At 41.2% G+C, this 24,517-nt stretch carries 20 protein-coding genes and 3 pseudogenes; 13 read left to right on the forward strand and 10 right to left on the reverse strand.

Annotation, left to right across the window (positions count from 1 at the left end):
- Positions 1–52: 52 nt before the first annotated feature.
- From DXC10_RS16635 to DXC10_RS08985, 3 genes are all read right to left on the reverse strand, one after another.
- Positions 53–184, reverse strand: coding sequence for a hypothetical protein (locus DXC10_RS16635; RefSeq protein WP_255419794.1), 132 nt, complete (start codon positions 182–184; stop codon positions 53–55).
- A gap of 109 nt (positions 185–293) precedes the next feature.
- A complete protein-coding gene (locus DXC10_RS08980; protein WP_117737708.1) occupies positions 294–1,355 on the reverse strand; it encodes an alpha/beta hydrolase in 1,062 nt (353 codons plus the stop codon).
- A 116-nt stretch (positions 1,356–1,471) separates the two neighbouring features.
- Entirely contained in the window at positions 1,472–2,893 is a 1,422-nt protein-coding gene (locus DXC10_RS08985; RefSeq protein WP_117737709.1) for an MATE family efflux transporter, read from the reverse strand.
- A gap of 294 nt (positions 2,894–3,187) precedes the next feature.
- Between DXC10_RS08985 and DXC10_RS08990 the strand changes: the two genes are divergently transcribed.
- Both DXC10_RS08990 and DXC10_RS08995 read left to right on the forward strand, forming a co-directional pair.
- Positions 3,188–4,093: an AraC family transcriptional regulator gene (locus tag DXC10_RS08990; protein WP_101545188.1), complete on the forward strand. Its 906-nt coding sequence runs from the start codon at positions 3,188–3,190 to the stop codon at positions 4,091–4,093.
- An 8-nt stretch (positions 4,094–4,101) separates the two neighbouring features.
- Positions 4,102–4,998, forward strand: coding sequence for an AraC family transcriptional regulator (locus DXC10_RS08995; protein WP_101545503.1), 897 nt, complete (start codon positions 4,102–4,104; stop codon positions 4,996–4,998).
- On the opposite strand, the pseudogene DXC10_RS16520 reads toward DXC10_RS08995, so the two are convergent.
- Positions 4,942–5,128: pseudogene (locus DXC10_RS16520) on the reverse strand (hypothetical protein); the annotation flags it as partial. The gene DXC10_RS08995 and the pseudogene DXC10_RS16520 sit on opposite strands and share 57 nt — an antisense overlap.
- 80 nt (positions 5,129–5,208) lie before the next feature.
- Here DXC10_RS16520 and DXC10_RS09000 point away from each other — a divergent pair.
- Both DXC10_RS09000 and DXC10_RS09005 read left to right on the forward strand, forming a co-directional pair.
- Complete coding sequence (locus DXC10_RS09000) at positions 5,209–6,387, forward strand: MFS transporter (RefSeq protein ID WP_117737710.1); 1,179 nt, start codon at positions 5,209–5,211, stop codon at positions 6,385–6,387.
- A 145-nt stretch (positions 6,388–6,532) separates the two neighbouring features.
- Entirely contained in the window at positions 6,533–8,527 is a 1,995-nt protein-coding gene (locus DXC10_RS09005) for an LruC domain-containing protein (protein WP_117737711.1), read from the forward strand.
- 82 nt (positions 8,528–8,609) lie between these two features.
- Here the strand turns inward: DXC10_RS09005 and DXC10_RS09010 are convergent, their stop codons facing one another.
- Positions 8,610–9,683: a sugar kinase gene (locus tag DXC10_RS09010; RefSeq protein WP_101545181.1), complete on the reverse strand. Its 1,074-nt coding sequence runs from the start codon at positions 9,681–9,683 to the stop codon at positions 8,610–8,612.
- Between the two features lie 324 nt (positions 9,684–10,007).
- Between DXC10_RS09010 and DXC10_RS09015 the strand changes: the two genes are divergently transcribed.
- Both DXC10_RS09015 and DXC10_RS09020 read left to right on the forward strand, forming a co-directional pair.
- Positions 10,008–10,598 carry a DUF4251 domain-containing protein gene (locus DXC10_RS09015; protein WP_101545179.1) on the forward strand — a complete coding sequence of 197 codons (591 nt, stop codon included), beginning with the start codon at positions 10,008–10,010 and terminating at the stop codon, positions 10,596–10,598.
- A gap of 86 nt (positions 10,599–10,684) precedes the next feature.
- Entirely contained in the window at positions 10,685–11,350 is a 666-nt protein-coding gene (locus DXC10_RS09020; RefSeq protein ID WP_101545177.1) for a response regulator transcription factor, read from the forward strand.
- Between the two features lie 16 nt (positions 11,351–11,366).
- On the opposite strand, the gene mnmA is transcribed toward DXC10_RS09020, so the two are convergent.
- Both mnmA and DXC10_RS09030 read right to left on the reverse strand, forming a co-directional pair.
- Positions 11,367–12,431, reverse strand: coding sequence for a tRNA 2-thiouridine(34) synthase MnmA (mnmA, locus tag DXC10_RS09025; protein WP_101545174.1), 1,065 nt, complete (start codon positions 12,429–12,431; stop codon positions 11,367–11,369).
- A 231-nt stretch (positions 12,432–12,662) separates the two neighbouring features.
- Positions 12,663–13,949: an O-acetylhomoserine aminocarboxypropyltransferase/cysteine synthase family protein gene (locus DXC10_RS09030; RefSeq protein WP_101545172.1), complete on the reverse strand. Its 1,287-nt coding sequence runs from the start codon at positions 13,947–13,949 to the stop codon at positions 12,663–12,665.
- Between the two features lie 171 nt (positions 13,950–14,120).
- On the opposite strand from DXC10_RS09030, the pseudogene DXC10_RS16715 reads away from it, so the two are divergent.
- Positions 14,121–14,357, forward strand: a pseudogene (locus DXC10_RS16715) (peptidase S41); the annotation flags it as partial.
- 213 nt (positions 14,358–14,570) lie between these two features.
- On the opposite strand, the gene DXC10_RS16720 reads toward DXC10_RS16715, so the two are convergent.
- Complete coding sequence (locus tag DXC10_RS16720) at positions 14,571–14,810, reverse strand: hypothetical protein (RefSeq protein WP_370448213.1); 240 nt, start codon at positions 14,808–14,810, stop codon at positions 14,571–14,573.
- Here DXC10_RS16720 and DXC10_RS16725 point away from each other — a divergent pair.
- Together DXC10_RS16725 and DXC10_RS09040 are read left to right on the forward strand one after the other, a co-directional pair.
- Positions 14,769–15,485, forward strand: a pseudogene (locus DXC10_RS16725) (S41 family peptidase); the annotation flags it as partial. The gene DXC10_RS16720 and the pseudogene DXC10_RS16725 sit on opposite strands and share 42 nt — an antisense overlap.
- A gap of 8 nt (positions 15,486–15,493) precedes the next feature.
- Positions 15,494–16,351, forward strand: coding sequence for a DUF4595 domain-containing protein (locus DXC10_RS09040; protein WP_101545170.1), 858 nt, complete (start codon positions 15,494–15,496; stop codon positions 16,349–16,351).
- Here DXC10_RS09040 and DXC10_RS09045 read toward each other — a convergent pair whose 3' ends face one another.
- Positions 16,352–17,170 (reverse strand): alpha/beta hydrolase family protein, encoded by an 819-nt coding sequence (locus DXC10_RS09045; RefSeq protein ID WP_117737712.1) that lies wholly within the window; start codon positions 17,168–17,170, stop codon positions 16,352–16,354.
- A gap of 85 nt (positions 17,171–17,255) precedes the next feature.
- Here DXC10_RS09045 and DXC10_RS09050 point away from each other — a divergent pair, with 85 nt between their 5' ends.
- From DXC10_RS09050 to DXC10_RS09060, 3 genes are all read left to right on the forward strand, one after another.
- Positions 17,256–18,548 carry a hemolysin family protein gene (locus tag DXC10_RS09050; RefSeq protein ID WP_101545166.1) on the forward strand — a complete coding sequence of 431 codons (1,293 nt, stop codon included), beginning with the start codon at positions 17,256–17,258 and terminating at the stop codon, positions 18,546–18,548.
- A gap of 45 nt (positions 18,549–18,593) precedes the next feature.
- On the forward strand, positions 18,594–19,067 hold the full coding sequence (locus tag DXC10_RS09055; protein ID WP_101545164.1) for a copper resistance protein NlpE N-terminal domain-containing protein: 474 nt from the start codon (positions 18,594–18,596) through the stop codon (positions 19,065–19,067).
- A 190-nt stretch (positions 19,068–19,257) separates the two neighbouring features.
- Complete coding sequence (locus tag DXC10_RS09060) at positions 19,258–20,259, forward strand: uroporphyrinogen decarboxylase family protein (protein WP_101545162.1); 1,002 nt, start codon at positions 19,258–19,260, stop codon at positions 20,257–20,259.
- A 125-nt stretch (positions 20,260–20,384) separates the two neighbouring features.
- On the opposite strand, the gene galB is transcribed toward DXC10_RS09060, so the two are convergent.
- A complete protein-coding gene (gene galB / locus DXC10_RS09065) occupies positions 20,385–23,000 on the reverse strand; it encodes a beta-galactosidase GalB (protein WP_117737805.1) in 2,616 nt (871 codons plus the stop codon).
- A gap of 211 nt (positions 23,001–23,211) precedes the next feature.
- On the opposite strand from galB, the gene DXC10_RS09070 reads away from it, so the two are divergent.
- Positions 23,212–24,444, forward strand: coding sequence for a site-specific integrase (locus DXC10_RS09070; protein ID WP_101545159.1), 1,233 nt, complete (start codon positions 23,212–23,214; stop codon positions 24,442–24,444).
- The last annotated feature ends 73 nt before the right edge of the window (positions 24,445–24,517 follow it).

A 24,517-nucleotide genomic window follows, 5' to 3' on the forward strand; every position in this document is an offset into this window, starting at 1 on the left:
AATTCCAATCCCATTTTACAGACTTTTTCAAGATGTTCAGGTGCAATTTGAGCTAGCAAGCCCTATATCCCCAGCATCCCAGCATACGCATACTACCCAGATACACTTTCGTCACGGTGTGTCCTTTCTCGGACAACCTTTTGATACAGGCATAGGTCAGACAGTCTGTGTTATCTTGTCGCATACCGACACTCATCAGCACAAGAACATTTTTCCCGTTACCCTGACATATTGTCTCAATTATCGTGGGACGAGGATCTTCTTCCGGTTTACTTTATATTGGAAGTTTCTCTCTATTTCAAGTACTCTTTGAAAAATTCCTCCAGTTTGTCGAACGGAATAATATCCGTCCGGTCATACAAATCCGTATGTACGGCACCAGGAATAATCATCAGTTCCTTATTGTTGCCTTTCAACTTCTTGAAAGTATCTTCACTAAAATAACGGGAGTGGGCTTTCTCGCCATGAATAAGTAACACAGCACTACGGATTTCATCGGCATACGAAAGGATAGGTGTGTTGAGAAATGCAAGATTTGAGGTCTTGTTCCAGCCCAGACCGGAGTTGATGGAACGGGAATGATAGCCTCGTTCAGTCTTGTAATAGTCGTAATAATCCTTCATGAACTGCGGCGCGTCGTCAGCAGGTTTCGGGTTCATCACGGTACGGAGATAAGTGCCTGTACGATAGTCTTCCGTGCGTTGGGCGTTGAATTCCTGACGCATTTTGTAGCGTGCATCCGCATTGTCGGCGGCATCGAAATAACCGTTTGCCGTACAGCGGCTAATGTCGTACATCGTGGAAGCCACCGTCGCTTTGATGCGTGTGTCACCCGCAGCCGCGTTGATGGCAAATCCACCCCAGCCACAAATACCAATGATACCGATACGCTCGACATCCACATCCGGACGTGTCGCAAGGTAATCTACCGCAGCCGAGAAGTCTTCGATGTTGATGTCCGGCGAAGCCACGCTACGAGGCTGTCCGCCGCTTTCTCCTGTGAACGAAGGATCGAAAGCAATCGTCAGGAATCCTCGTTCGGCAAGTGTCTGAGCATACAACCCCGACGACTGTTCCTTTACAGCCCCGAACGGACCACTGACAGCGATGGCCGGCAGTTTTCCTACAGCGGTCGTTTTCGGTACATACAAGTCGGCGGCGAGCGTGATACCATAACGGTTTATAAAGGTCACTTTCTTGTGATTCACCTTGTCGCTCTTCGGGAACGTCTTGTCCCATTCCTGTGTCAGATTTAACTGTTCCATATTTCTGTTACTTTGAGTGTTTTGCGCCAGACTTTCCGTCAGACCAAAGAGGTTGAAAAAAGCGGCAATTAAAATTGTAATTCGTTTCATAATCGCTGTGATTTTAATGTTTCTTGTTTTCTTTTCACATTGCAAAGTTACAGCAGATTACAGAGAAAGCCGGTAGATGGATTACAGATTGCATAACCCCAATTACAGACATCATTTTATACTTTTTTCATCCATCGTTCCCGTTTCAGGCGGACAAGGAAAATCAGACCCCGGAAACACAGTTCGACACACATGGCAATCCATACTCCTTTCAGTCCTAATGACGGAGCGAGTAAAATGGCCAGTGCCAAACGCACCGCCCAGATGCTGAAGAAATTCATCAGGCACGGCACAAGCGTGTCGGCCGCTCCGACGAAGACACCGTAAGCGACAATCGAAGCCGCAAACATCGGTTCGGCGAACGCTTCGATACGCAAAGCCATCACGCCCAATTCCCGGATCTCCCCGACGGGAGTCATCAAACCGATAATCTGGGGTGCGAACACATACATGAGTACGCCCATCAACCCCATGATTCCCATTCCCATAAGTACGGTGATGCTGGCGAAACTTCGGGTCAGTCCCCGGCGACCGGCACCGATACTCTGCCCGACCAATGTAGTGGCAGCATCAGCAATCCCATAACCGGGCATATAGCAAAGACTCTCAGCTGTGATGGCAAACGAATTGGCCGCGATGGCGAAGACACCCAGCGGTGCCACGATAACAGTCGTCATGATTTGCGCACCACAAATCACGAAATGCTCTATCCCCATAGGAATCCCTATACGAAGAGCTTTTCTCAAGGTTGTTGTCTCTGGGCGGAAACTCCCTTGCTCTCCCCTCAACTTCAATTCATCGGAACGGGTCCAAAGATACCACAATAATATCCCGGCAACCACCGCTTCGGCAGCAGCCGTACCCAGTGCTGCACCCTCCACACCCAATCCTGCACCCGGCATCCTGAAAGAGATACCCGCCACATGCCATTCCCGCGAAGGGAAAATCAGAAAAAAATTAAAAATAACATCCAGTATGCACATCGCCACCCCCAACAGACTTGGCACGTGCATATTTCCGCTACAACGCAACATGCCACCTGCAAGGAAATTCATCTGCAAAGCAGGAAGGAAGAGGGAGAAGATGAAGAAATAGAGCGACGAGTCCCGGCGTATGGAAACATCGCCTCCCAACCAATGGGGAAGCATACCACTGATTGAAGCACCAAGCACGGCCAACAACAGACTGAAAACAAGTGTGGCGGTCAGTGACTGCCGCAACACGACACGCGCTCCCTGCATATCACCCGCTCCGATTTTATGTGCCACCTGTACGGAGAATCCCGTAGCAGCAGCCACGCACAACCCCCAGAAGAGCCATGTGGTCGTCGATACCAGTCCGATGGAAGCCGATGCCTCGGCTCCGAGGTGTCCCACCATCGCCGCATCGATATACTGCATGACAATAGAGGAAAGTTGCGCGATGATAGCAGGAATACTGAGCAATACGGTCAGACGTAGCTGTTGTCGCAGTGTCATCGGTTTACCATCACGGATTGACGCAAGCAGGGCGTTTGTTTTATCAGTCTGTCTCCTCATCCGTAACGGTAGTTGTTCCCAAGACAAACGAACTTGCAATCATGACGAATGATATACGTTTCATTATCTCTTGATTTTATCGAATTTAGTGTTTCAGTTTCTTGATGCAAAATTAAACGTATGCCTAAAAATACAATGTAGATGAATTACAGATGTTATAACCTCAATTACATGATTTTCGGGAAAAACGGCATGAATCTGTAGTCAAGGTTACATTATCCGTAATTGGGGTTATGACAATATCAATATAATCATCTAATTTTGCGCGGTGAAGAACATAGAGACATAGAGAATATGGATAAGATACTCAACTTAGACAACGTAGATCAATACAACCGTTTATACGGCTTTGAAACCCTGCATCCGTTAGTCAGCGTCATCAATCTCAATGAAGCAACCCGCGCGGTGGACACCATACGCCTTAACTATGGTGTGTACGCCCTATTTTTGAAATTGGAAAAGGCATGTGACATCAAGTATGGCCGCCAAAAGTACGATTACGAAAAAGGGACTATTGTCTGTTTCGCTCCTGGACAAACAGCAGAGACAACATCGACGATCGGGCATATACAGACTAATGCATACGGCATCATCTTTCATCCCGACCTACTTCGCGGTACATCATTGAATAAAACGATAAAGAACTACACATTTTTCTCGTATGAAGTCAATGAAGCGTTACATGTATCCGAGGAAGAACAGACTATTATATTGGATTGTCTAAAAATTATCCGAAAAGAGCTGGAACATGATATAGACAAGCACAGTAAAACACTGATTGCTACATATATCGAATTGCTACTCGGTTACTGCATGCGTTTCTACGAACGACAGTTTATCACACGTAGTAAAAGTAACCGGGATGTACTGACCCGTTTCGAATATCTGCTGGACGAATATTTCGAAGGATCTACAGCCGAACATGACGGACTTCCTTCAGTGAAATACTTTGCCGACAAATTGTTTCTCTCACCTAACTATTTCGGAGACATGCTTAAAAAAGAAACCGGAAAAACTCCGCAAGAATATATTCAGGAAAAAGTGATTGAAATAGCAAAAGATCGTATATCCGGCACTCAAGATATGGTAAGCCAGATAGCTTATTCACTGGGTTTTCAATATCCACAACATCTGTGTCGTTTGTTCAAGAAACGGGTCGGATGCACACCGAATGAATATCGGACAAAGATGATTGGTTGAAAGGACAGATGAAAGAGACGCTGGACATAAAGAGCGTGTGCGAATGTAATCGCCGTTTGGGGTGCAAGACATTGCATCCCCAAGCAAGTATCATCAATCTAGAACACCCGGATTTAGAGCAAGAAGCCGTGAAATTCGAGTTCTATACCGTGCTGCTCATCGAGGAATGTTCTGATGGCTATTGCTGCTGCGGCCGCAAGTATTACGACTATTCCAATGCTACGATGGTGTTTCTCAAACCCGGGGAAATTTTCCGTATGAGTAAAGCAGACGTGTTACCGGACAAAGGATGGTTATTGACGTTTCATCCCGATTTGCTGTATCGCACCTCACTGAAGAATCATATCAAGAACTACACATTCTTTTCTTATAGCAAGGAGGAAGCATTGCATTTGTCACAACGGGAGACAGCAACCATTATATGCTGTCTTGAAAATATTGAAGAGGAACTACACCATTCCATTGACGCGCACACCGCCACTATTCTCTCACGGCATATCGAATTGATGCTGGACTATTGTACCCGTTTCTATGAGCGGCAATTCATCACACGGGAGAATAAGAACAAAAATGTACTTGAAGAGTTAGAAACCTTACTCGATGACTACATAGATTCCGGCAAATTACGTAATGCCATATTGCCTACATCAGAATATTGTGCCACAGGATTAGGACTTTCCATTCCTTATTTCAGCGATTTGTTGAAATTCGAGACAGGTAAGACGTTAGATGAGTATTTCCAACTGAAACGGCTTGAAGTAGCTAAAAGGATGTTACTCAAAGCAGAAAACGCCCCAGCCATCGTGGCACGACAACTAGGCTATACCAATGTGCAATATTTCAGTCTGCTATTTAAGAAAATTATGGGTATCTCTCCCAATGAGTATCGGTATTCTAATAATTAGAAAAAAGACAGGATTCACTTTCATTGTTTTCAAATTAAGGTACAATCCGTGATGTCCAATCATTCCCATTACGGAACATTTTCCAAAGGATATTGTATCCAAGCTACATCAGCGTGGAATTGATGAACAAATAATAACTTGGAGTGTCCCCTATTCATATTGATACATAAATAAGATTACAGTCTTTAAGCTTTTAATTATCTTTGCAACATGAAAACTAAATTGAAAGAAAATGGCGGACTGCCGGCACATATACTTTGGACACTCGCTATTGTAGCAGGTATTTCTGTAGCAAACTTATACTATAATCAGCCTTTGTTGAATGTGATACGCCACGAACTGGGAGTATCGGAATTCAAAACAAACCTGATCGCAATGATCACGCAAATAGGTTATGCGTTAGGATTATTATTTATTGTACCATTAGGTGACCTTTATCAACGCAAAAAGATCATACTGACAAATTTTATCCTACTCATCTTCTCTTTATTAGCCATAGCTGTAGCATCTAACATTTATATAATTTGGGGGGCATCGCTCATCACTGGTATTTGTTCTATGATACCGCAAATTTTTGTACCGATTGCTTCACAATTCTCCCAACCCGAAAATAAAGGCCGTAATGTAGGTATTGTTATTTCAGGATTATTGACGGGAATACTTGCATCACGCGTTATCAGCGGATTTGTGGGTGAAGTACTTGGATGGCGTGAAATGTATTCCATTGCAGCAGGTATGATGTTGGTGTGTTCCATTGTCGTTTTAAAAGTTTTGCCAGATATCCACCCTACATTTCAGGGAAAATACAGTGATTTAATGAAGTCTCTGTTTTTTTTAATAAAAGAATATCCTGCACTACGTATCTACTCAATCCGTGCCGGGATTGCATTTGGTTCTTTCCTTGCCATGTGGTCTTGTCTTGCATTCAAGATGAGAGAAGCACCGTTTTATGCTAATAGCGATACCATCGGCATATTAGGATTATGCGGAATAGCCGGTGCACTGACAGCTTCTTTCGTCGGAAAATACGTAAAGAAAGTAGGTATACGTAATTTCAATTTTATAGGTTGCACATTGATGTTATTAGCTTGGACATCTCTTCATTTTTGCGGAAACACATATATAGGTATTATTGCAGGAGTCATATTGATAGATATAGGCATGCAATGCATTCAACTCAGTAATCAAACCAGTATTTTTGCTATTTATCCTTCTGCTTCCAACCGAGTGAATACTATTTTCATGACGACTTATTTCATTGGCGGTTCATTGGGAACCTTCCTCGCTGGAAGTTGTTGGCAATCATGGGGATGGGCTGGAGTTTCTTGTATTGGTAGTGTGTTAATATTGATTTCACTGTTGATTACCATATACTACAAAGAAAAATAAAAAGAATAACAATCATCTTTCATTATGAATTTGTCTAAATTAGCCATGTTATTGTAGAAACCTTCAAATATAGTTGTATTATCTAATCAAAAGATATATATTTGTGGCGTAAAAAGCCAATCAAAAAATAAACTATACAGACATTATGAACAAGAAGTGGTTTGGAGCTGCTGTCATTGCTCTCTTTGCATTGAGTAGCTGTCTTGAAAAAGACATTTATCAAGGACCGAAAGAAGAAGAGAAGAAATTCAATGATTTTGATTTCTCAACTGTTCACCCAACTACTAACCTGGAAGTTAGTTATCTTAATTCTGGTGTAGAAGCTAATGTATATTTTGAGTTATACGATGAAATGCCTGTCATCAAAACAGAATATGGGTATACTAAAAAGGCTGATATTTTCCCTCTTTTTGCAAGCTATACAGCAGAAAATGGCGTCTATAAAGGTACTATAGAACTACCCACATATCTGAAGAAGGTATACATTTATACGCCCGCTTTTTTCGCTCAAACTCTGATAGAAGCTAACGTGGAAAATGGTATCATAAAAGCTTCAGATGATATTATAGAGGAGAAAGTTACTACGAGAATTGTCAGCCCAACGCGTATTCCACATGATAGTTATATGGTAAAATACCCCTATTATAGTAAAGAAATCCCTCAAGCTTATAAAAATGATACGCGTTGGCATACTTTTTTAGGAGCATATGAGTATATGAAAAATGGAGAGATAAACTACAAATATACAGGAGAATTAGCAGCCCAAAATGCAGGTGATTTATATACAGCTCATGCTCAAATTATCAACACACATGCTATTTGTCCGGAAGAATATCGTAGTTATTCAGACATACGTATTAACGAAAAAACAGAAATCGCTGTAACATTTTTAGGACAAAATACTTGTTGGAACTGTTCAATGGGATATTATTATTATAAGGAAGGTGAAAAACCAACCAGTCTCAACGATGCTAATATTATCATGTTGTTCCCTAATACACAGGATGGCAAATGGGCAAATGATCGAAAGGGAGCAAAGCCTACCGCCGGTATTAATCGTGGAACAGCCGTACAATTAAAATATTATCCTAAAATTAGTTCCGGTAGCGCAGAAGGAGAAACTACAATATTTCCTGCCGGATATAGAGTAGGGCTTGTCATCGCTACTAATGCATGGAGTAATCGAATTTCCGGATATAATAAAAACATAAAATATCGTGCAGCAACATCAAGAGGTTTAAGTATTGACGATAATGGAAATCCATATGATACTCCGCGTACAGCAGCATATAGATATAACGATTTCGTGATGGTCTCTTTCGAAGATTACATTAATGACCGAAATTTCAGTGATGTTGTTGTCGCCATGAAATCCAATCCTGTAAAAGCTATTGAAGTTGATCCTGATGTAGACCCCGATAATAACCAAACCACAACAGAAATACTAAAAGGTGTCTATGCATTCGAGGATCTTTGGCCCAGTAAAGGTGATTATGATATGAATGATGTCGTCGTTCGTTATAATTATGGAAAGACTTTCGATAAGGATAATAAAATCTATGCAGAATCATTCATCTTCAAGACATTCCAGAATGTAGCAGGTAACAACAACGGATTGGCATTCAGATTGCTATATATGGGTAATCCATCTTCAACCCAATATTTTATTCGTAAACCGGGAGAAAAGGAGTTTACCGAGACTAATTTTACTTTTGAAAAAGATAACAATGTATTTATTCTGACTGACAATGTGAAGGATGATATGGGGGCTGAATACAAGGTGATTCTAAACTATGATTCCCCTATTACAACATCTTCGGAAGCCCAACCATTCATTTTCAAGAATGAAGCGGACGGACAACGTTGGGAAGTTCATATTCCTAAGGAAAAACCTACATCTAAAATGAATATGTCTCTATTCCAAACCAATGATGATGCCTCACAGCCAAACAAAAACATTTATTATGTGCGCAGTGGCAACTATCCCTTTGCTTTCTTCCTGAGTGGAGCTAATGAAAAAGATATAGAAAAGCTATTGCAAAGCGAAAATGAAAGAGTTCCAATCGACCAATTATATAAAGATTATGAAAGCTGGGTAACCAGTAATGGAAAAAATAACCAGGACTGGTATAAGAAATAAAATTCGTTTTTAATTTCTCCTTTCGTAACATAAGCCTTTTATAAAGCTTAGTTGCGAAAGGGGGATTTTTTATTTCATCATTCTATCTCGATACCCTTCCTGAGGTATTTCCACCCATCAAACTTTCCACCTCCTCTACCGTTACCAGATTAAAATCTCCATAAACAGTATTCTTCAAAGCAGAAGCGGCAAGTGCAAACTCTAAAGCTTGTTGATCATCATCGGGATATGTAATTAAACCATATATCAATCCACCGACAAATGCATCACCTGCACCGACACGATCTACTTCATGTTCGATGTCATAAATCCCCGTATGCTTCAATGTTCCGTCAGAATAAAGAACGGCAGCGAGCAAATTGTGGTTGGAAGTTATGGAGTTGCGAAGTTCCAGAAAAGTCTTCCGACATCGGGGAACAAGTTCAGATACCTTTTGTCCGAAAGATTCAAATGCAGGAAGACTGGAATAAAAAGAAGTATCGGTGGCATCAACAGCTTTAAAGCCAACAGGCTGAATACCCAAAATTTCCTGATATTCCGGTTCGGCACCAAAGATGACATCGCTGTATTGTATCAAAGGTTGCATCACCTCAGCAGCCGGACGGCCATAGTTCCAAAGTTTCTTACGATAATTTAAATCACAAGAAATAGTCAGCCCCATACGGTCTGCTATCTCCAAAGCTTCATGACAGGCATCAGCCCCCTCTTGAGAAAGGGCGGCGGCAATGCCCGACCAGTGAAACCAACCAGCATCGGCAAATATAGCTTCCCAATTGATCATACCGGGACGAAGCGTTGCAAAGGAAGATCCCTCACGATCGTACACTACATTGGAATTACGAAACGCGGCACCACTCTCCAAGTAATACAATCCCAAGCGTTTACCACCAAAAACGATACCTTCCGTTCCCAAACCACTGGCACGAAGAGAAGCCAAACAGGCACGAGCCACCGCATTATCCGGCAAGCGGGTAACAAACTCTGTTGGAATGCCAAAATGCGCTAGGGATACGGCAACATTGGCCTCACTTCCACCATAGGTTGCAATAAACTCATTAGCTTGAGAAAAACGGGAAAAACCGGACGTGGTGAGTCTGAGCATTACTTCACCAAAAGTTACCACCTTCTTTCCGGTTACAAGAGATTTCTTATTCATAAACTATCCTATTATAGTCAAAAACATCAATCGGAAGCCAAATATACTATCAAATTTCCAAGTAAACGTAATGAATTGACAATTTTTATTTGCACAACAAAAGAAAGAAAAAATATTAAACATACCTGTCACACCTTTGTAGCATACCATAAAAGGCGCCGAAAAAGATGATTGTCCGATCAGCCTATTAGCGGGCATTTACATTACGTAACCTCATTGAGTGGATATAAATAATTAAAAAAACGGTGAACAATCCTGCTTAGGCATTGTTTTTGCAATAAACTTATAACGAACAATTTATTTAAACCTAAACAAAAATTGAGTATGAAAAAGTTTATTGCATTAGCAGCATTAGTATTGGTGAGCATGGTGACAACCACCATGTATGCGCAAGAGAGTAAAACAGAACGTCGTGCAGACCGCAAGGCACAGAGAGACGCAGAACGTGCCCGTCTGAAAGCAGAAGAACAAGCGGCAGATGTCGTTTCATACGACGACGCCGTAGCAGCACTGAAAGCACACCAGTTTGTATTGGAGGCCAACCAGGTTATGTTCCGCAACGGACAAACCGCTTTCGTTACCTCCAACACCAACTTTGTATTGGTAAATCAAGGGCGTGGTACTGTCCAGGTAGCATTCAACACAGTATATCCCGGTCCTAACGGAATTGGCGGCGTAACTGTAGACGGTACAGTTTCCGACATCCAGATGAATACCGACAAGAAAGGCAACATAAATTGCAATTTCAGCATTCAAGGTATCGGCATCTCCGCACAGATATTCCTTACGCTGACCAACGGCGGCAACAATGCGACCGTAACTATCAGCCCGAACTTCAACTCCAACACCATGACCTTGAATGGTAACCTGGTACCGTTGAACCAATCGAATATCTTCAAGGGACGTTCTTGGTAAAGCCCTTTACAATATATATATTCTCAACTCCGTTGCAAATCACTCAAAAAGTGTACATTTGCAACGGAGTTTTATTTTAATTCATTATGAGAGAATTTATCATCGCAGACAACCAAGATATTACCAAAGCAGGTATGATGTTCTTGCTGGGCAGACAGAAAGACACTTCCCTGTTATTGGAAGCTGACAACAAGGCAGAACTGATACAACAATTACGCCTGCATCCCGAAGCGGTGGTTATTTTAGACTATACATTATTCGACTTCACCGGAGCTGAGGAACTCATTGTATTGCACGAGCGATTTAAAGAAGTAGACTGGCTGCTTTTCTCCGACGAACTGAGTGTCCCGTTCCTCAGACAAATACTTTTCAGCAGTCTGGCATTTGGAGTAGTAATGAAGGACAACTCCAAAGAGGAGATATTGACAGCTTTGCAATGCGCTTCACGCAAGGAACGTTTTATCTGCAATCATGTCAGCAACCTGTTGCTTTCGATAAACAACAATACATCTTCTACTACCCATCCCGCCATCAAAGATGACCTGCTGACGCCCGCCGAAAGGAATATTCTCAAAGAAATAGCTTTAGGGAAAACAACTAAAGAAATAGCCGCCGAAAGAAACCTCAGCTTCCACACGATAAACAGCCACCGGAAAAATATCTTTAGGAAACTAGGGGTGAACAATGCACACGAAGCCACCAAATATGCCATGAAGGCTGGAATTGTAGATCTTGTGGAATACTATATATAAGATGTAGCGGTTTATTCTATACACCAATCTCCCCGCTACCGATACAAAAACGGGAAGTTTCATCGTAAATTACCCCAAATTGTCCCGGGGCAATCCCCTGCAACCTATTCCCGGAAATAACACAATAACCCGAACCATCTTGCAACAATCGTCCTGTCATGAACTCCGGAGTATGCCGTATTTTGAACGTAACCGGTATTTCTCCTTTTATATCTTTCCACGGATTTTCTGTAATAAAATGGAAATCTTGCATAAAGAACCGATTACCATACTGTTTATCAGTATCATATCCGCGTGAAACATAAATTACATTTTCCGCTATATCCTTGCGTACCACAAACCAGGGTCCTCCACTCAAACCGAGTCCCTTGCGCTGACCGATTGTATGAAACCAATAACCGCGATGCATACCTATCACCTTCCCTGTTTCGAATTCTACAATTTTTCCTTCCTTTTCGCCAAGAAAACGACGGACGAAATCATTGTAATTGATTTTACCCAAGAAACAAATCCCCTGGCTATCTCGCCTCCGGGCGCTTGGCAACCCCACATTACGGGCTATGTCACGCACCTCGTGTTTCATCAGTCCGCCTAACGGAAACATGAGCTTGGAAACTTGCAAGGAGTCTATCTGGGCAAGAAAATCCGTCTGGTCTTTTATAGGATCAAATGCAGTACCGAGCCAAGTCTTTCCATTCTGCCGCATGGTAGTTGCATAATGGCCGGTTGCGGTAAAATCGAAATCCTTACCAACTTGCTGTTCAAAGCAGCCGAATTTGATTAGTTTGTTACACATCACATCCGGATTAGGGGTCAAACCGCGGCGCACCTTATCGATGGCATAAGCAGCTACGTTGTCCCAATACTCGCGATGCAAATCCACCACATCCAGTGAAAGCCCATAACGACGGGCTATGGCCGAAGCAATCTCCAAGTCCTCCTCGGTAGAGCAATCCATAAAATCGGCATCATCTTTCCCTATCTTTATGTAGAACAGAGAAGGATGATGACCTTGTTCACAAAGCAGATGTACAACAACCGAACTGTCAACACCTCCCGAAAGTAGTACAGCAATATCCATAATCAATTATCCAATTATCACCTTCCCCAAGAGAAACTTTCGTTTCCATAAAGGGGAACGCTCGTTTCCATAGTAAGAAACCGGCGTTCCCATTAAGGGAAACCGGCGTTTCTATTAAGGGAAATTGTCGTTTCCATTAAAGGGAACGGGCGTTTCCACCCATAGGAAACTACAAACATCTATATATCAACTTTTCACTCTTCAATATATCCGTCACCTTTTCACTCGTTTTCAGCACTTGTTCAATGCCTGCGACAAATCTTCCAACAAATCATCGATGTGTTCTGTTCCGATGGAAAGGCGGATTGTTCCCGGTTTGATGCCCTGTTCGGCCAACTCCTGTTCATTCAATTGCGAATGGGTAGTGGTGGCAGGATGGATAACCAGTGATTTCACATCCGCTACATTTGCCAGCAAAGAGAAAATCCGGAGATTATCAATCAACCGATGGGCTTCTTCAACACCTCCTTTCACCTCGAACGTAAAGATAGAACCGGCTCCTTGAGGAAAATACCTCTCATAGAGAGTATGGTCGGGATGCTGCGGCAATGAAGGGTGATTGACAGCGGCAACCTTAGGATGATTTTTCAGGAACTCAACTACTTTCAAGGCATTCTCTACATGACGCTCCACACGAAGTGACAATGTTTCGAGCCCTTGCAACAGAATAAAAGCGTTGAACGGACTGATAGTAGCCCCCGTATCTCGTAACAGTACCGCACGGATACGTACTGCATAGGCGGCAGAACCGGCAGCATCTACAAAACGAACACCATGATAACTGGCATCAGACTCAGTGAGTTGCGGAAATTTTCCGGAGGCCACCCAATCGAACTTACCACTATCTACAATGACACCTCCGAGTGACGTTCCATGACCGCCTATAAATTTCGTGGCAGAATGCACCACAATATCCGCTCCATGCTCAATGGGACGAATCAGATAGGGAGTACCGAATGTGTTATCAACAATCAAAGGAATTTTATGACGATGGGCAATCTCAGCGACGGACTCAATATCAATGATATTACAGTTCGGGTTTCCTAAAGTTTCAATAAATATGGCTTTCGTATTTTCCTGAATAGCTGCCTCAAAGTTCGACAAATCAGACGGGTCGACGAATGTAGCAGTGACTCCATAACCGGGTAATGTATGTGCCAATAGATTATAGGTACCGCCATAAATTGTCTTGGCAGCAACAATGTGGTCGCCTGCACGAGTGATGTTCTCGAAAGCGTATGTAATGGCTGCCGCACCGGAAGCTACCGCCAAACCGGCAACACCTCCTTCAAGCGCTGCGACACGTTGTTCAAAAACACCTTGTGTAGAGTTAGTCAACCGCCCATAGATATTACCCGCATCTTGCAGGCCGAAACGCGCCGCCGCATGGGCAGAGTTACGAAATACGTATGAGGTGGTTTGATAAATGGGTACTGCACGGGCATCCGTTGCAGGATCCGGTTGCTCCTGCCCTACGTGAAGCTGTAAAGTCTCAAAATGCAATTTCTTTGTTTCCATTGTCGTCTGTATTTTAATGGTTAATAATCGTTCCTATCTCCTGATGTTGCAAAGATAGAGGGAGAAAGCAGGGTAACCAATGACACAGTATAGGGAATTTTATACCATATTTATGGTAGATAAGCGAACTATTCGCTATTTTTGCAACGAAAATCAATGAAAAAGATACTGATGAAGAGAAGGAACCTGTTGCTGATCCCTCTATTGGGAATTCTTACGCTAACGACACTGTTTTCCTGCGGACAAGACCGTTGGCCTGAATATTATCCTTTGACAGGACGAGATTTATGGATAGACAGCGTTATGCGACAAGATTATCTGTGGTATGAGGATATCCCTTCACCCAAGGAACTGAATTATTTCCAAGAACCGGCGGCTTTCTTGAAAAGTCTTTTGTCTTCTTATGACAAAGGTTTTTCAACGGTAGATACTTTAGACAATACACCTGTGCCAAGTTATGGTTTCGACTATACTTTATATAAACTGGCAACGAGCGATACGGTATATAATGCCCTTATTTCATACGTCATTCCAAACTCTCCGGCTGCCAATGCCGGACTGGAACGAGGAGAATGGATCATGCTGATAGACGGCGATTCCATTACCAAGAAAACAGAAAAACTACTGGTAGACGGAGGTAACCGTGAACTGCTTATCGGGAAATATACGGTTCAGAAAGATGAAGAAGACAAAGAAATGGGTATCATCCAATCGGACCGGAATGTCAATCTTCCCGCCGCCCGTACGGTAACGGACAATGCTATCCATGCCCGCCGTATCTTCACTCTTCAGAATACAAACTTGATTGTCGGCTATCTGGCATACAATCAGTTTGTTCCCGGTTCCACAGACGGCAGCCAAGACTACAATGCCATACTGAGAAGTTTTTCTTCAGAGTGCAAAGAGGCAGGCGTCAATAACTTCATACTTGATTTGCGTTACAACCCGGGGGGAGAAATGGAGTGTGTGCAACTTTTAGGAGATATACTCGCTCCTGCCGACAAGCTGGACAGCCCATTGGCTTTCTTGCAATATAACAACAAGCAAAGCGCAAAGAACCGCGATCTCATATTGGATGCCCAACTGCTACAGGGAGGTGCCAATCTGAATTTATCTACCTTATACGTAATTACCAGCGGAACTACCGCCGGTGCTGCGGAAATGCTTATTAACTGTCTGAAACCTTATATGAACGTTGTTCTCATAGGACAGACTACGAAAGGAGAAAACGTAGGAACTGCCGTTTATCTGAATTCCCGATACCCTTGGGTGCTTCGCCCGGTTGTATGTGAAATCTTCAACTCCAACGGAGAGTCGGAATATGCCGAAGGTTTTAAACCGGACTATCCTATCAATGAAACAGCTTATTTGGCAAACTATCTTCCCCTGGGAAATCCGGATGAAACGTTACTCAACACAACATTGCAACTGATCGTTGGAAACATAGAATTGCCCAAACCAAGCAATACACGCATGACAGCCGACAAAAGTGTCATGATGAAACGGAATGTCCGCAAGGGACTGATTATAAAGTAAAAGCAATAATGAAAAAAGTAATCTTTGCTCTTTCACTTCTTCTTGTAGGAGTAACGTCTTGCGATAATCAGGAAGATACAGATAATGGAATTACAGAGGATAATTACCCAAAGGTTTCTTTTTCTAAAATCCAACTGTCGGAAGATAGTCCCTTTGAAGTAGGAGTCCCTACGGTTACCACTACTCAAACTTACTCCTATAACCAAGGCAAAGTAACAGACTTCACTACCTTACAAACTTATACGGTTGCAGGTGAAAAGGCCGGAATGAAATCGGTTACAACCATAACCTATAATGACAATCATCAGGCTATAGTGACCGATGATTATGGTAATGTGTCTACCTATACATTTAACGATAAAGGATATGCCACAAAATGTGTCCGGCAGGAAGCGGTTACTACCCGTACATATACTTTCTCTTATCTCATAAATACAGAGAATAAATATTATCTGAAGAAGATAACGGAAAGTCTGGATGAAGGAAAGATATATTCTTCCATCGATATTGATTATGAAAGTTACAGGACACTGCGTATTACCCAGAAAGTAGACACTCACGAGCAAAAATATACTGCAACTACTTCCTCCGGCAATGAAATTGCAAACCTGTCGGAAATACCATGCCTGTTCCTTGCAGAGATGTATCCGATGTCTTTACACTCAGCCGCCCTTTATGGAAAACTATTGGGAGAACCATTGGAAACTCTAATAACCCAGATTATTCCCGATGGAAATACGGGAAACAATGAAACCACCCATTATTCCTATAAAACTAACAATGAAGGGATTATTACGTCTTGCAACGAAACAATAAAAAGTGGTAATGCGAACTACGATCGCACCATAAACTATGTAATCGAATAATTATTTCTTAAAAAACTTACTGAAAAACAGTATTTGATAATCAATAGAATTATTCCAATACTTACCGTTATGCTCTCCGGGACGGGTGATGAAGTCATGATCGATATTACGTGCCAGCAAGCGTTTATGAAACTCCTTATTCACTTCAAGGAAGAAATCACTTTCACCGCAATCTATTATCAAAGCCAAATCTCCATTCTCAATCTTATCTATCTGATTGATGACGGTATGTACATCCCAAGATGCTTTATTAGCGGCATATTCACCTAACTGTTCACTCATCTTCCAGTTCATTGGGAAAGGACGGATATCAACACCTCCACTTGTACTACCTGCTGCCCCAAATACATCTTTATGACGGAATGCATTCCACAATGCTCCATGCCCTCCCATACTGAGACCGGTGATGGCACGCCCTCTCCTATAAGGTATGGTAGCATAATGTATATCGGTGTAGTTTACCAGTTCTGAGGACACAAAAGTTTCATAACGATATTCCGGATTTTTCGGACTATCCCAATACCAACTGTTTTTACCATCGGGACACGCGAAGATAATACCTTTCTCATCAGCAATCTCTTTGAGTTCGGGTTTCAAGAGTAACCAACTTTCAGCCTTCCCTCCATAACCATGCAAAAGATAAACCACCGGACAAGCTTGAGGCTGTTGCCCGACAGCTCTGTCGGGAATGATATACACCACTTTGACACTTCTTTTCATGGACGGACTTTGTACATTTATGGTATCTACGCGTGCAGCCTGCATCACTAAAACAGGCAATACAGACAAAAGACTGAATAAGAATAATTTGCTTTTCATTGTTTAATCTTCTTAAGAGGTGACAATATTAACAATAAATATCTGAAAAACGTTATCTTTGCAGCAAAACTATTCATAACTTAATATGGAATTTATAATTATTCTATTCCTACTTATCTTGAATGGCATTTTTGCCATGTATGAAATAGCCTTAGTCTCGTCTAGTAAAGCACGTCTAGAAACGTTAGTCGGTAAAGGGAACAAAAGAGCTAAAGGAGTTTTAAAGCAACTGGAAGAACCGGAGAAATTCCTTTCTACCATTCAAATCGGTATTACTTTGATTGGTATTATATCCGGTGCATACGGTGGCGCTACCATTGCTAATGATGTAGAACCATTGTTCGAATTGATTCCGGGAACTGCTGCATATGCCGACACGCTTGCCATGGTTACAGTAGTGGCAGTCATCACTTATCTTTCGCTCATTATCGGTGAGTTGGTACCTAAGTCTTTGGCTTTGAACAACCCGGAAAAATGGGCAACGATGCTTAGTCCTTTTATGATTGTACTGACTAAGATTTCCTATCCGTTTGTATGTCTGCTCAGTGCTTCTACCAAGTTAATGAACAAGTTTATCGGGCTGAACAGTGATGAAGAACGGCAGATGACGCAAGATGAACTGAAAATGATCCTGCATCAAAGCTCGGAACAAGGAGTTATTGATAAAGAAGAAACCGAAATGCTGCGCGATGTATTCCGTTTCTCAGACAAAAGAGCCAATGACTTGATGACTCACCGCCGTGATATTGTCGTACTCCATCCTACGGATACGCAAGAAGAAGTGTTACGCATCATCCGTGAAGAACATTTCAGTAAATATCTACTGGTAGAAAGAGGTAAAGATGAGGTTATCGGAATAGTTTCGGTAAAGGATATTATTCTTATGATAGGTAACGACCAACCGTTCGACTTGCGGAATATCGCACGCGCTCCCTTGTTTATTCCCGAAAGTTTATATGCAAAGAAAGTTTTAGAACTCTTTAAGAAGAACAAAAATAAGTTCGGAGTTGTTGTAGACGAGTATGGAAATACGGAAGGTATCATCACCCTGCACGATTTAACGGAAAGTATCTTCGGTGACATCTTGGAAGAGAATGAAACGGAAGAAGAAGAAATCGTAATGAGACAAGATGGTTCAATGCTGGTAGAAGCTTCAATGAACATAGATGATTTTATGGAAGCAATGAACATCTTGAATTATGATGACCTGAAAGAAGAGGATTTTACTACCTTAAGCGGTCTCGCCATGTTCCTTATAGGACGTGTACCGAAAGCAGGTGACCTGTTCAGTTATAAAAACCTGGATTTCGAAATAGTGGACATGGACCGCGGAAGAGTGGATAAATTACTTGTTATCAAACGAGACAATGAAGAATAATCACGCTGTAAGCGTCTTTATATATTAACTTAAACTGTTAAAGCAATGAAAAAAGTAATGATGTTTGTAGCTATCGTAGCTGCATTGGTGTCCTGCCAATCAAAAGGAAATCAAAACAATGGTGTAATGGAAGAAGGCGCAATGACTGTAGTCGGTAACGATTCTTCTGCTGTGGCTGTATACGAAGGCATACTTCCTGCTGCCGACGGTCCGGGTATTCAGTATGTATTGAGTGTAGATAGCGTAGGCCCTGACGGTGAATGTGGTTATACATTGGTCACCACTTATCTGGATGCAGACGGACAAGGACAAGACAAGAGTTTCACTTCTAAAGGCAAAAGCAAGGTTATCCAGAAAGAGGTAAACAAAAAGAAAAAGACAGCTTATCAGTTGACCCCAGACAATGGAGAAGCTCCCGTATACTTTGTTGTGGTAAACGATACTACTTTGCGTTTGGTCAACGACAGCCTGCAAGAAGCGGTAAGTGATCTGAATTATGATATTATTCAAGTGAAATAGAACTAATACATATTCTTTTAAAAAGGACTGGGTTGTGTCAACTCAGTCCTTTTTTCATATAAAAAACAGTCATTTTAATATCAAAAACCGTTTTTGAGACAAAAAAGCAAAGTAATGGAACGATATTGAAAGTCTCATATTAACTACGCCCCTATCTTTGCAGCAACGAAACTGATAATGAGAAACACAAATGAAAAAGTTATTCTTCATATTACTTTGCATCACCACTTTGGTACAGGCACAAATCCCGACCAATAAACGGGAAGTGATGCAGCAGTTTCTAGATGGAACTTTAGACAAATCATACATACCTTGTGCGTTCTTTATGCATTTTGGTAAAGATGCCAAAGTCGGAGACAATGCAATTAATGCTCATTTGAGGTATTTCCTGTCAACAGGAATGGATTTTGTGAAAATCCAATTCGAGCAAGGATACGGACGTGTCCGTATCGAAAAAGCAGAAGATTGGGATTTGATAAAACCTCTGCCTGCTGATTTTTTTAAACCTACGTTAGATATAGTAAAAGGAATATATGATATTGCGGGAACTAATGCAATGGTTCTTCCAACTGTGTATTCCCCATTCCAGATGCTAATTCAAAGTGTAGGGGCAAAAACAGTAGTAGCCTATGCTACTAAAGAACCGGAACGAATTAAACGTGCGCTCGAATATTTTACCGAAGCATTAATAGGATATGTAAAAGCTTGTAAAGAGATTGGTGTAGACGGTTTCTACACTCCTACTCAGGGTGGCGAACAAAAATTCTATGGAACAGCTGATTTTTTTGAAACATTTGTTAAACCATACGACCTGAGAGTCATGAAAGAATGCAACACAAACACAAAATTAAATATTCTCCACATTTGCGACTATGAGGGCAGTTATGATGATTTAACCCGATTTATATCGTATCCGGGACAGATTGTCAATGCTCCCATAGAAGTAAATGGCAAACCATTCAGTTTACAAGATTGTGAAAGGTTGTTTAAACGTCCTGTAATGGGTGGTTTATATAGAAAAGGAACAATTTTAGAGGGAACTGTAAACGAAGTTATTCAAGAAGTAAACACATTAAAACACGATTTAATAGGTAAACGCTTCATATTGGGAGCGGATTGTACAATTTTGCCCAAAACTCCAATGGATAACGTGAGGGCTGCAATACAAACATCACATCATACTCACAAATAATTCATAGGCTTTTTAAATTCGTAGTTAATTGATAGGTATTATCTCATAGATTGATTATTTTTGGTTAGATTGTTTGGAAAAGCGGATGTTGTGAGACATCCGCTTTTTATTTGTTATCGACGATTTCATTCCACATCCAATACAATTTTCTGCTTAGGTAAACCTTTAGCTTCAACCGTCAACACTACTTTACCCGTTTTTTGATATTGACTACGAAGTATCACCAATGCCATACCGTTATATGCATTCCGTTCCGGCGCTTGGAATGAAGTCAGATCAGTGGCATCGCCGTTATCGGTAGCTGCAATCTCGGCAGGACCTGAAACAGAAAATTTCAAATGATTTTTAGCACGTGGAACCATACGGCCTTTAGAATCTACAATCAAAACGCGAACGAAAGACAGGTCTACCCCATCTGCTTTCAAAAACTTCTTTTCAGGCACTACTTGCAAGGCGGCTGGTTTTCCGGTTGTTTCAACAATTTCTTCAGCCCATTTTTCACCATTCTTATAAGCAACAGCTTTTAATGTTCCGGGTTCATAGCGCACATCCTCCCAAATCAGACGATCATAAGAATGCACTTTCTCTTTACGTCCCAATGATTTATTATTCAAAAACAATTCAACTGCATCTCCAGAGGTATATATATGTACAGGGGTAATCTCACCGATACGCTCTTCCCAATTCCAATGAGGCAAAATATGTACAGTAGGAACTTCCGGACGCCAATAACTTTTATAATTATAATAACGGTCTTTGGGGAAGCCGCACAAATCCACTATACCAAAATAAGAACTGCGGGAAGGAGTTTTGATTTTGCCTAACTCTTCCAACTCTCTTTTGGCTTTTTCCAATTCTTTAGGATCGCTGAAGTTCAGAAGGTTAGTCAGATCTTTATTATATGGAGTAGGCTCACCGATATAATCGAATCCGGTCCAGACAAATTCTCCACTCATAAAAGGATATTCTTCATTCATCTTAAATTGTGCTTCGGGAGAACATCCCCAACCAATAGTAGTCATATCGTATGAAGATAACTGAAACCCGACACGACTGTCATTGGGATCTGTCGTAACCGGAAAGAAATACTCTCCCCGAGAACTGGTGGCAGAAGAAGTTTCACTTGCATGGTACCTGCGCGTAGGATTTTGCTTTTTAAACTTAGCATAAGCCTGATGGCGATAATTTTGTCCCAATATATCCACATGATTTACTATATCCCGGAAAAGTGCGTTAGGATTATTGCAGCCTAAAGAAGTGGGACGCGTAGGATCTTCATCATGGCAGAAGGCAGTCAAACGATGTGCTATCTCTACACCCATATCCGTCATCTGCTCCATCACTTCATTACCGATACTCCACATAATTACTGATGGATGATTGCGATAATGACGTACTACTGAACGCATGTCAGCTTCATTCCAATCATCAAAAAGTCTGCTATAATCATTCTTTCTCTTACCCTTATGCCATGTATCGGCCAACTCCAATTGCATCATTAAGCCAAGACGGTCACAAAGAGCCACCAATTCCGGTGCCGGAGGATTATGAGAGGTACGTACCGCATTGGCTCCCATTTCTTTCATAATACGCAACTGTCTTTCTGCCGCCACTTCATTGAACGCAGCACCTAATGCTCCGAGATCATGATGCAGGCACACCCCTTTAATGGCTACTTTATGTCCATTCAACATAAAACCATTGTCATGTGTGAACTCAGCTGTACGGATACCAAAAGAAGTTTGATAAGTTTCCACTTCTTTTCCGTCCACAAATACACGATTTACTGCAACATAACAATGTGGAGAGTCTACATCCCAAAATTTAGGTTTACTGACACTGAAATTAAAACGTGCGGTTCCCCAACTTCCTTTTTTAATATCAATCTTCTTATCTGCTACCCGAGCCACTTCTTCTCCTGTTGGATTTCCATTTTCACCCTGATGATATATCACGGTATGAAGCGTTGCTTGTACATCAGACTCCTGATGATTTTCAATACGCACTCCCATTTCCATAACGGCTTTATCAGCATTTACAGAATTATTACGTATATCTGTTCCCCACTGAGATATATGTACCGGTGAAGTTTTCACTAACCATACATTCCGATAAATTCCTCCTCCGGGATACCAACGTGAAGCATCGTCCGGGTTCTCCAAACGGATTGCCAACACGTTTTGCCGTCCGGCCTTTACATAAGGAGTCAAATTTAAACGGAAAGAAGCATACCCGTATGGCCATCCACCTACATACTTCCCATTACACCAAACGGAAGCATAGGACATGGCACCATCTATATCCAAATAAATCTGCTTTCCTACATCCTCCTTCGGTAAATCAATCTTTTTACGATACCAGCGTATTCCCCAATAGGGTAATTTCCCGGTAGCTCCCACATAATCAATATTAAACGGCCCTTCTATAGCCCAATCATGCGGCAAATCCAGTTGTCTCCAATGACTGTCATCAAAATCCGTTTTAACGTAAGGTACATCATTCCCGGGATTTCCTTCAGGACGTTTGTACCTATCTCCAAAAATAAAAAAATCATTAGCACACGGAAGTAAATAGGACCTCAATCGAGAGTAATGTAAAGTAGAGTCAACTCCTGCCGGATCATTCTCTTGATAGTGCCAATCCCTATTGATGTTGACACGTTCCCGGGTTGGACTTCCATCTGCATAGGTGGTTTGCCATCCTAATACCAATAAACTCCAAAGGAAAATTAATTTCTTCATCATAACATTAAAATTGTTATCAATTATTATATTTCTATCTCTTAACAAAAATAAAAAAACACAATAACGTATACTATTAACTTTGTTTCAATTACTATTGATTGCGTATCAAAAAACATCCAATTCTATCTACATTTATCAACTTTGTATGCAATTTGTATGTTACAGCAATTTATCCAGAAAACATATTAATAATTTAATTAATTAGATTATGTACAAATACTCAAAAGACGGTGTTTCTGTACTCACTGTACTAGACAAAAGAAAAGCAAAAAAAAACGGATTATATCCCGTAAAAGTACAAGTCATCTACAATCGTAAACAAAAGTATTACTCAACAGGACAAGAACTTTCCATCGAAGAATGGAAATTACTTCCCAATAGTAAAATTCGTAAATTATCAACGGTACGTTCCAACCTGGAAAATAGCTTTTCGATTATCAAACAACAAGTTGAAACTCTTGTCTTCCGAGGAGAGTTCAGCTTTGATATCTTGAATGCTCGCTTAGGAAGATATTCCGGTATCTCCGTTAATTCTGTTTTCCTCAAAAAAATGGAAGAGTTAAAAATAAATGGACAAGCAAATACTTACCTCTCCTATAAAGGTACTCTAAATAAAATTGAACAGTTTGCAGGAAAACAAATCTCATTTCAGGATGTAACCATAAACTGGCTAAACAGATGTGAACACTTTTGGCTTTCAACAGGAAGTAGTTATTCAAGTATGAGTTTCTATTTCAGAAATCTAAAATGTATCATTAACATGGCTCGTAAAGATGGCATTATCAAAGAAAACCAGTATCCTTTTGGAAAAGGGAAATATGAAGTTCCCAACGGAAGCGGACGAAAACTCGCACTAACTCTGGAACAGATCAAACAATTAGTAACGTATAGTGATGGTACAGAAACAACCGAAAAATACAGGGATTTATGGTTTTTCTCCTATCTCTGCAATGGAATTAATTTCCGTGATATGCTCTTCTTACAATATTCCAACATCATAAATGAGGAAATATGTTTTATACGCGCTAAAACAGCCAGAAATACCAAACATAGTAAAATCATACATGCTGTCATCACCCCCGAAATGCAACATATAATCAACAGATGGGGAAACCCTAATATATCTCCGGAAACATACATCTTTCCATTTGCCAAGGGAACAGAAGATCCTTTTGAAAAGGTAAAGCTAATAAGAGAAGTTGTTACCGAATGTAATCAAATTCTCAAAAAAATAGCTCATGAAATCGGAATTCCCCGTATCACTACCTATTCTGCCCGCCACTCATTTGCCACAGTCCTAAAACGGAGTGGAGTCAACATAGCCTATATATCCGAAAGTCTCGGGCATTCCAACCTTATCATCACCGAGAATTACCTCGCCAGTTTTGAAGCTGATGAAAGAAAAAAGAACTCGGCACTATTAACAAAATTCAATCCATAATAATGAACGTATATGCAAATTGCATGTTCAAAACTCAAAAATAGACACATAACACAAATTATTTGTATAGATT

This window comes from Bacteroides sp. OM08-11, from assembly GCF_003438665.1.
Taxonomy (GTDB): Bacteria; Bacteroidota; Bacteroidia; order Bacteroidales; family Bacteroidaceae; genus Bacteroides; species Bacteroides cutis.

What these genes read in the sequence shown, in the direction of transcription:
- DXC10_RS08985 (WP_117737709.1), bottom strand. Translation starts at nt 2,893, where the DNA reads ATGAGGAGACAGACTGATAAAACAAACGCCCTGCTTGCGTCAATCCGT.
- DXC10_RS09030 (WP_101545172.1), bottom strand. Translation starts at nt 13,949, where the DNA reads ATGGAAACAAAGAAATTGCATTTTGAGACTTTACAGCTTCACGTAGGG.
- DXC10_RS08995 (WP_101545503.1), top strand. Translation starts at nt 4,102, where the DNA reads ATGAAAGAGACGCTGGACATAAAGAGCGTGTGCGAATGTAATCGCCGT.
- DXC10_RS16635 (WP_255419794.1), bottom strand. Translation starts at nt 184, where the DNA reads ATGCGACAAGATAACACAGACTGTCTGACCTATGCCTGTATCAAAAGG.
- DXC10_RS08980 (WP_117737708.1), bottom strand. Translation starts at nt 1,355, where the DNA reads ATGAAACGAATTACAATTTTAATTGCCGCTTTTTTCAACCTCTTTGGT.
- DXC10_RS09050 (WP_101545166.1), top strand. Translation starts at nt 17,256, where the DNA reads ATGGAATTTATAATTATTCTATTCCTACTTATCTTGAATGGCATTTTT.
- DXC10_RS09020 (WP_101545177.1), top strand. Translation starts at nt 10,685, where the DNA reads ATGAGAGAATTTATCATCGCAGACAACCAAGATATTACCAAAGCAGGT.
- DXC10_RS08990 (WP_101545188.1), top strand. Translation starts at nt 3,188, where the DNA reads ATGGATAAGATACTCAACTTAGACAACGTAGATCAATACAACCGTTTA.
- DXC10_RS09005 (WP_117737711.1), top strand. Translation starts at nt 6,533, where the DNA reads ATGAACAAGAAGTGGTTTGGAGCTGCTGTCATTGCTCTCTTTGCATTG.
- DXC10_RS09060 (WP_101545162.1), top strand. Translation starts at nt 19,258, where the DNA reads ATGAAAAAGTTATTCTTCATATTACTTTGCATCACCACTTTGGTACAG.
- galB (WP_117737805.1), bottom strand. Translation starts at nt 23,000, where the DNA reads ATGAAGAAATTAATTTTCCTTTGGAGTTTATTGGTATTAGGATGGCAA.
- DXC10_RS09040 (WP_101545170.1), top strand. Translation starts at nt 15,494, where the DNA reads ATGAAAAAAGTAATCTTTGCTCTTTCACTTCTTCTTGTAGGAGTAACG.
- DXC10_RS09000 (WP_117737710.1), top strand. Translation starts at nt 5,209, where the DNA reads ATGAAAACTAAATTGAAAGAAAATGGCGGACTGCCGGCACATATACTT.
- DXC10_RS09045 (WP_117737712.1), bottom strand. Translation starts at nt 17,170, where the DNA reads ATGAAAAGCAAATTATTCTTATTCAGTCTTTTGTCTGTATTGCCTGTT.
- DXC10_RS09010 (WP_101545181.1), bottom strand. Translation starts at nt 9,683, where the DNA reads ATGAATAAGAAATCTCTTGTAACCGGAAAGAAGGTGGTAACTTTTGGT.
- DXC10_RS09055 (WP_101545164.1), top strand. Translation starts at nt 18,594, where the DNA reads ATGAAAAAAGTAATGATGTTTGTAGCTATCGTAGCTGCATTGGTGTCC.
- DXC10_RS09070 (WP_101545159.1), top strand. Translation starts at nt 23,212, where the DNA reads ATGTACAAATACTCAAAAGACGGTGTTTCTGTACTCACTGTACTAGAC.
- DXC10_RS09015 (WP_101545179.1), top strand. Translation starts at nt 10,008, where the DNA reads ATGAAAAAGTTTATTGCATTAGCAGCATTAGTATTGGTGAGCATGGTG.
- mnmA (WP_101545174.1), bottom strand. Translation starts at nt 12,431, where the DNA reads ATGGATATTGCTGTACTACTTTCGGGAGGTGTTGACAGTTCGGTTGTT.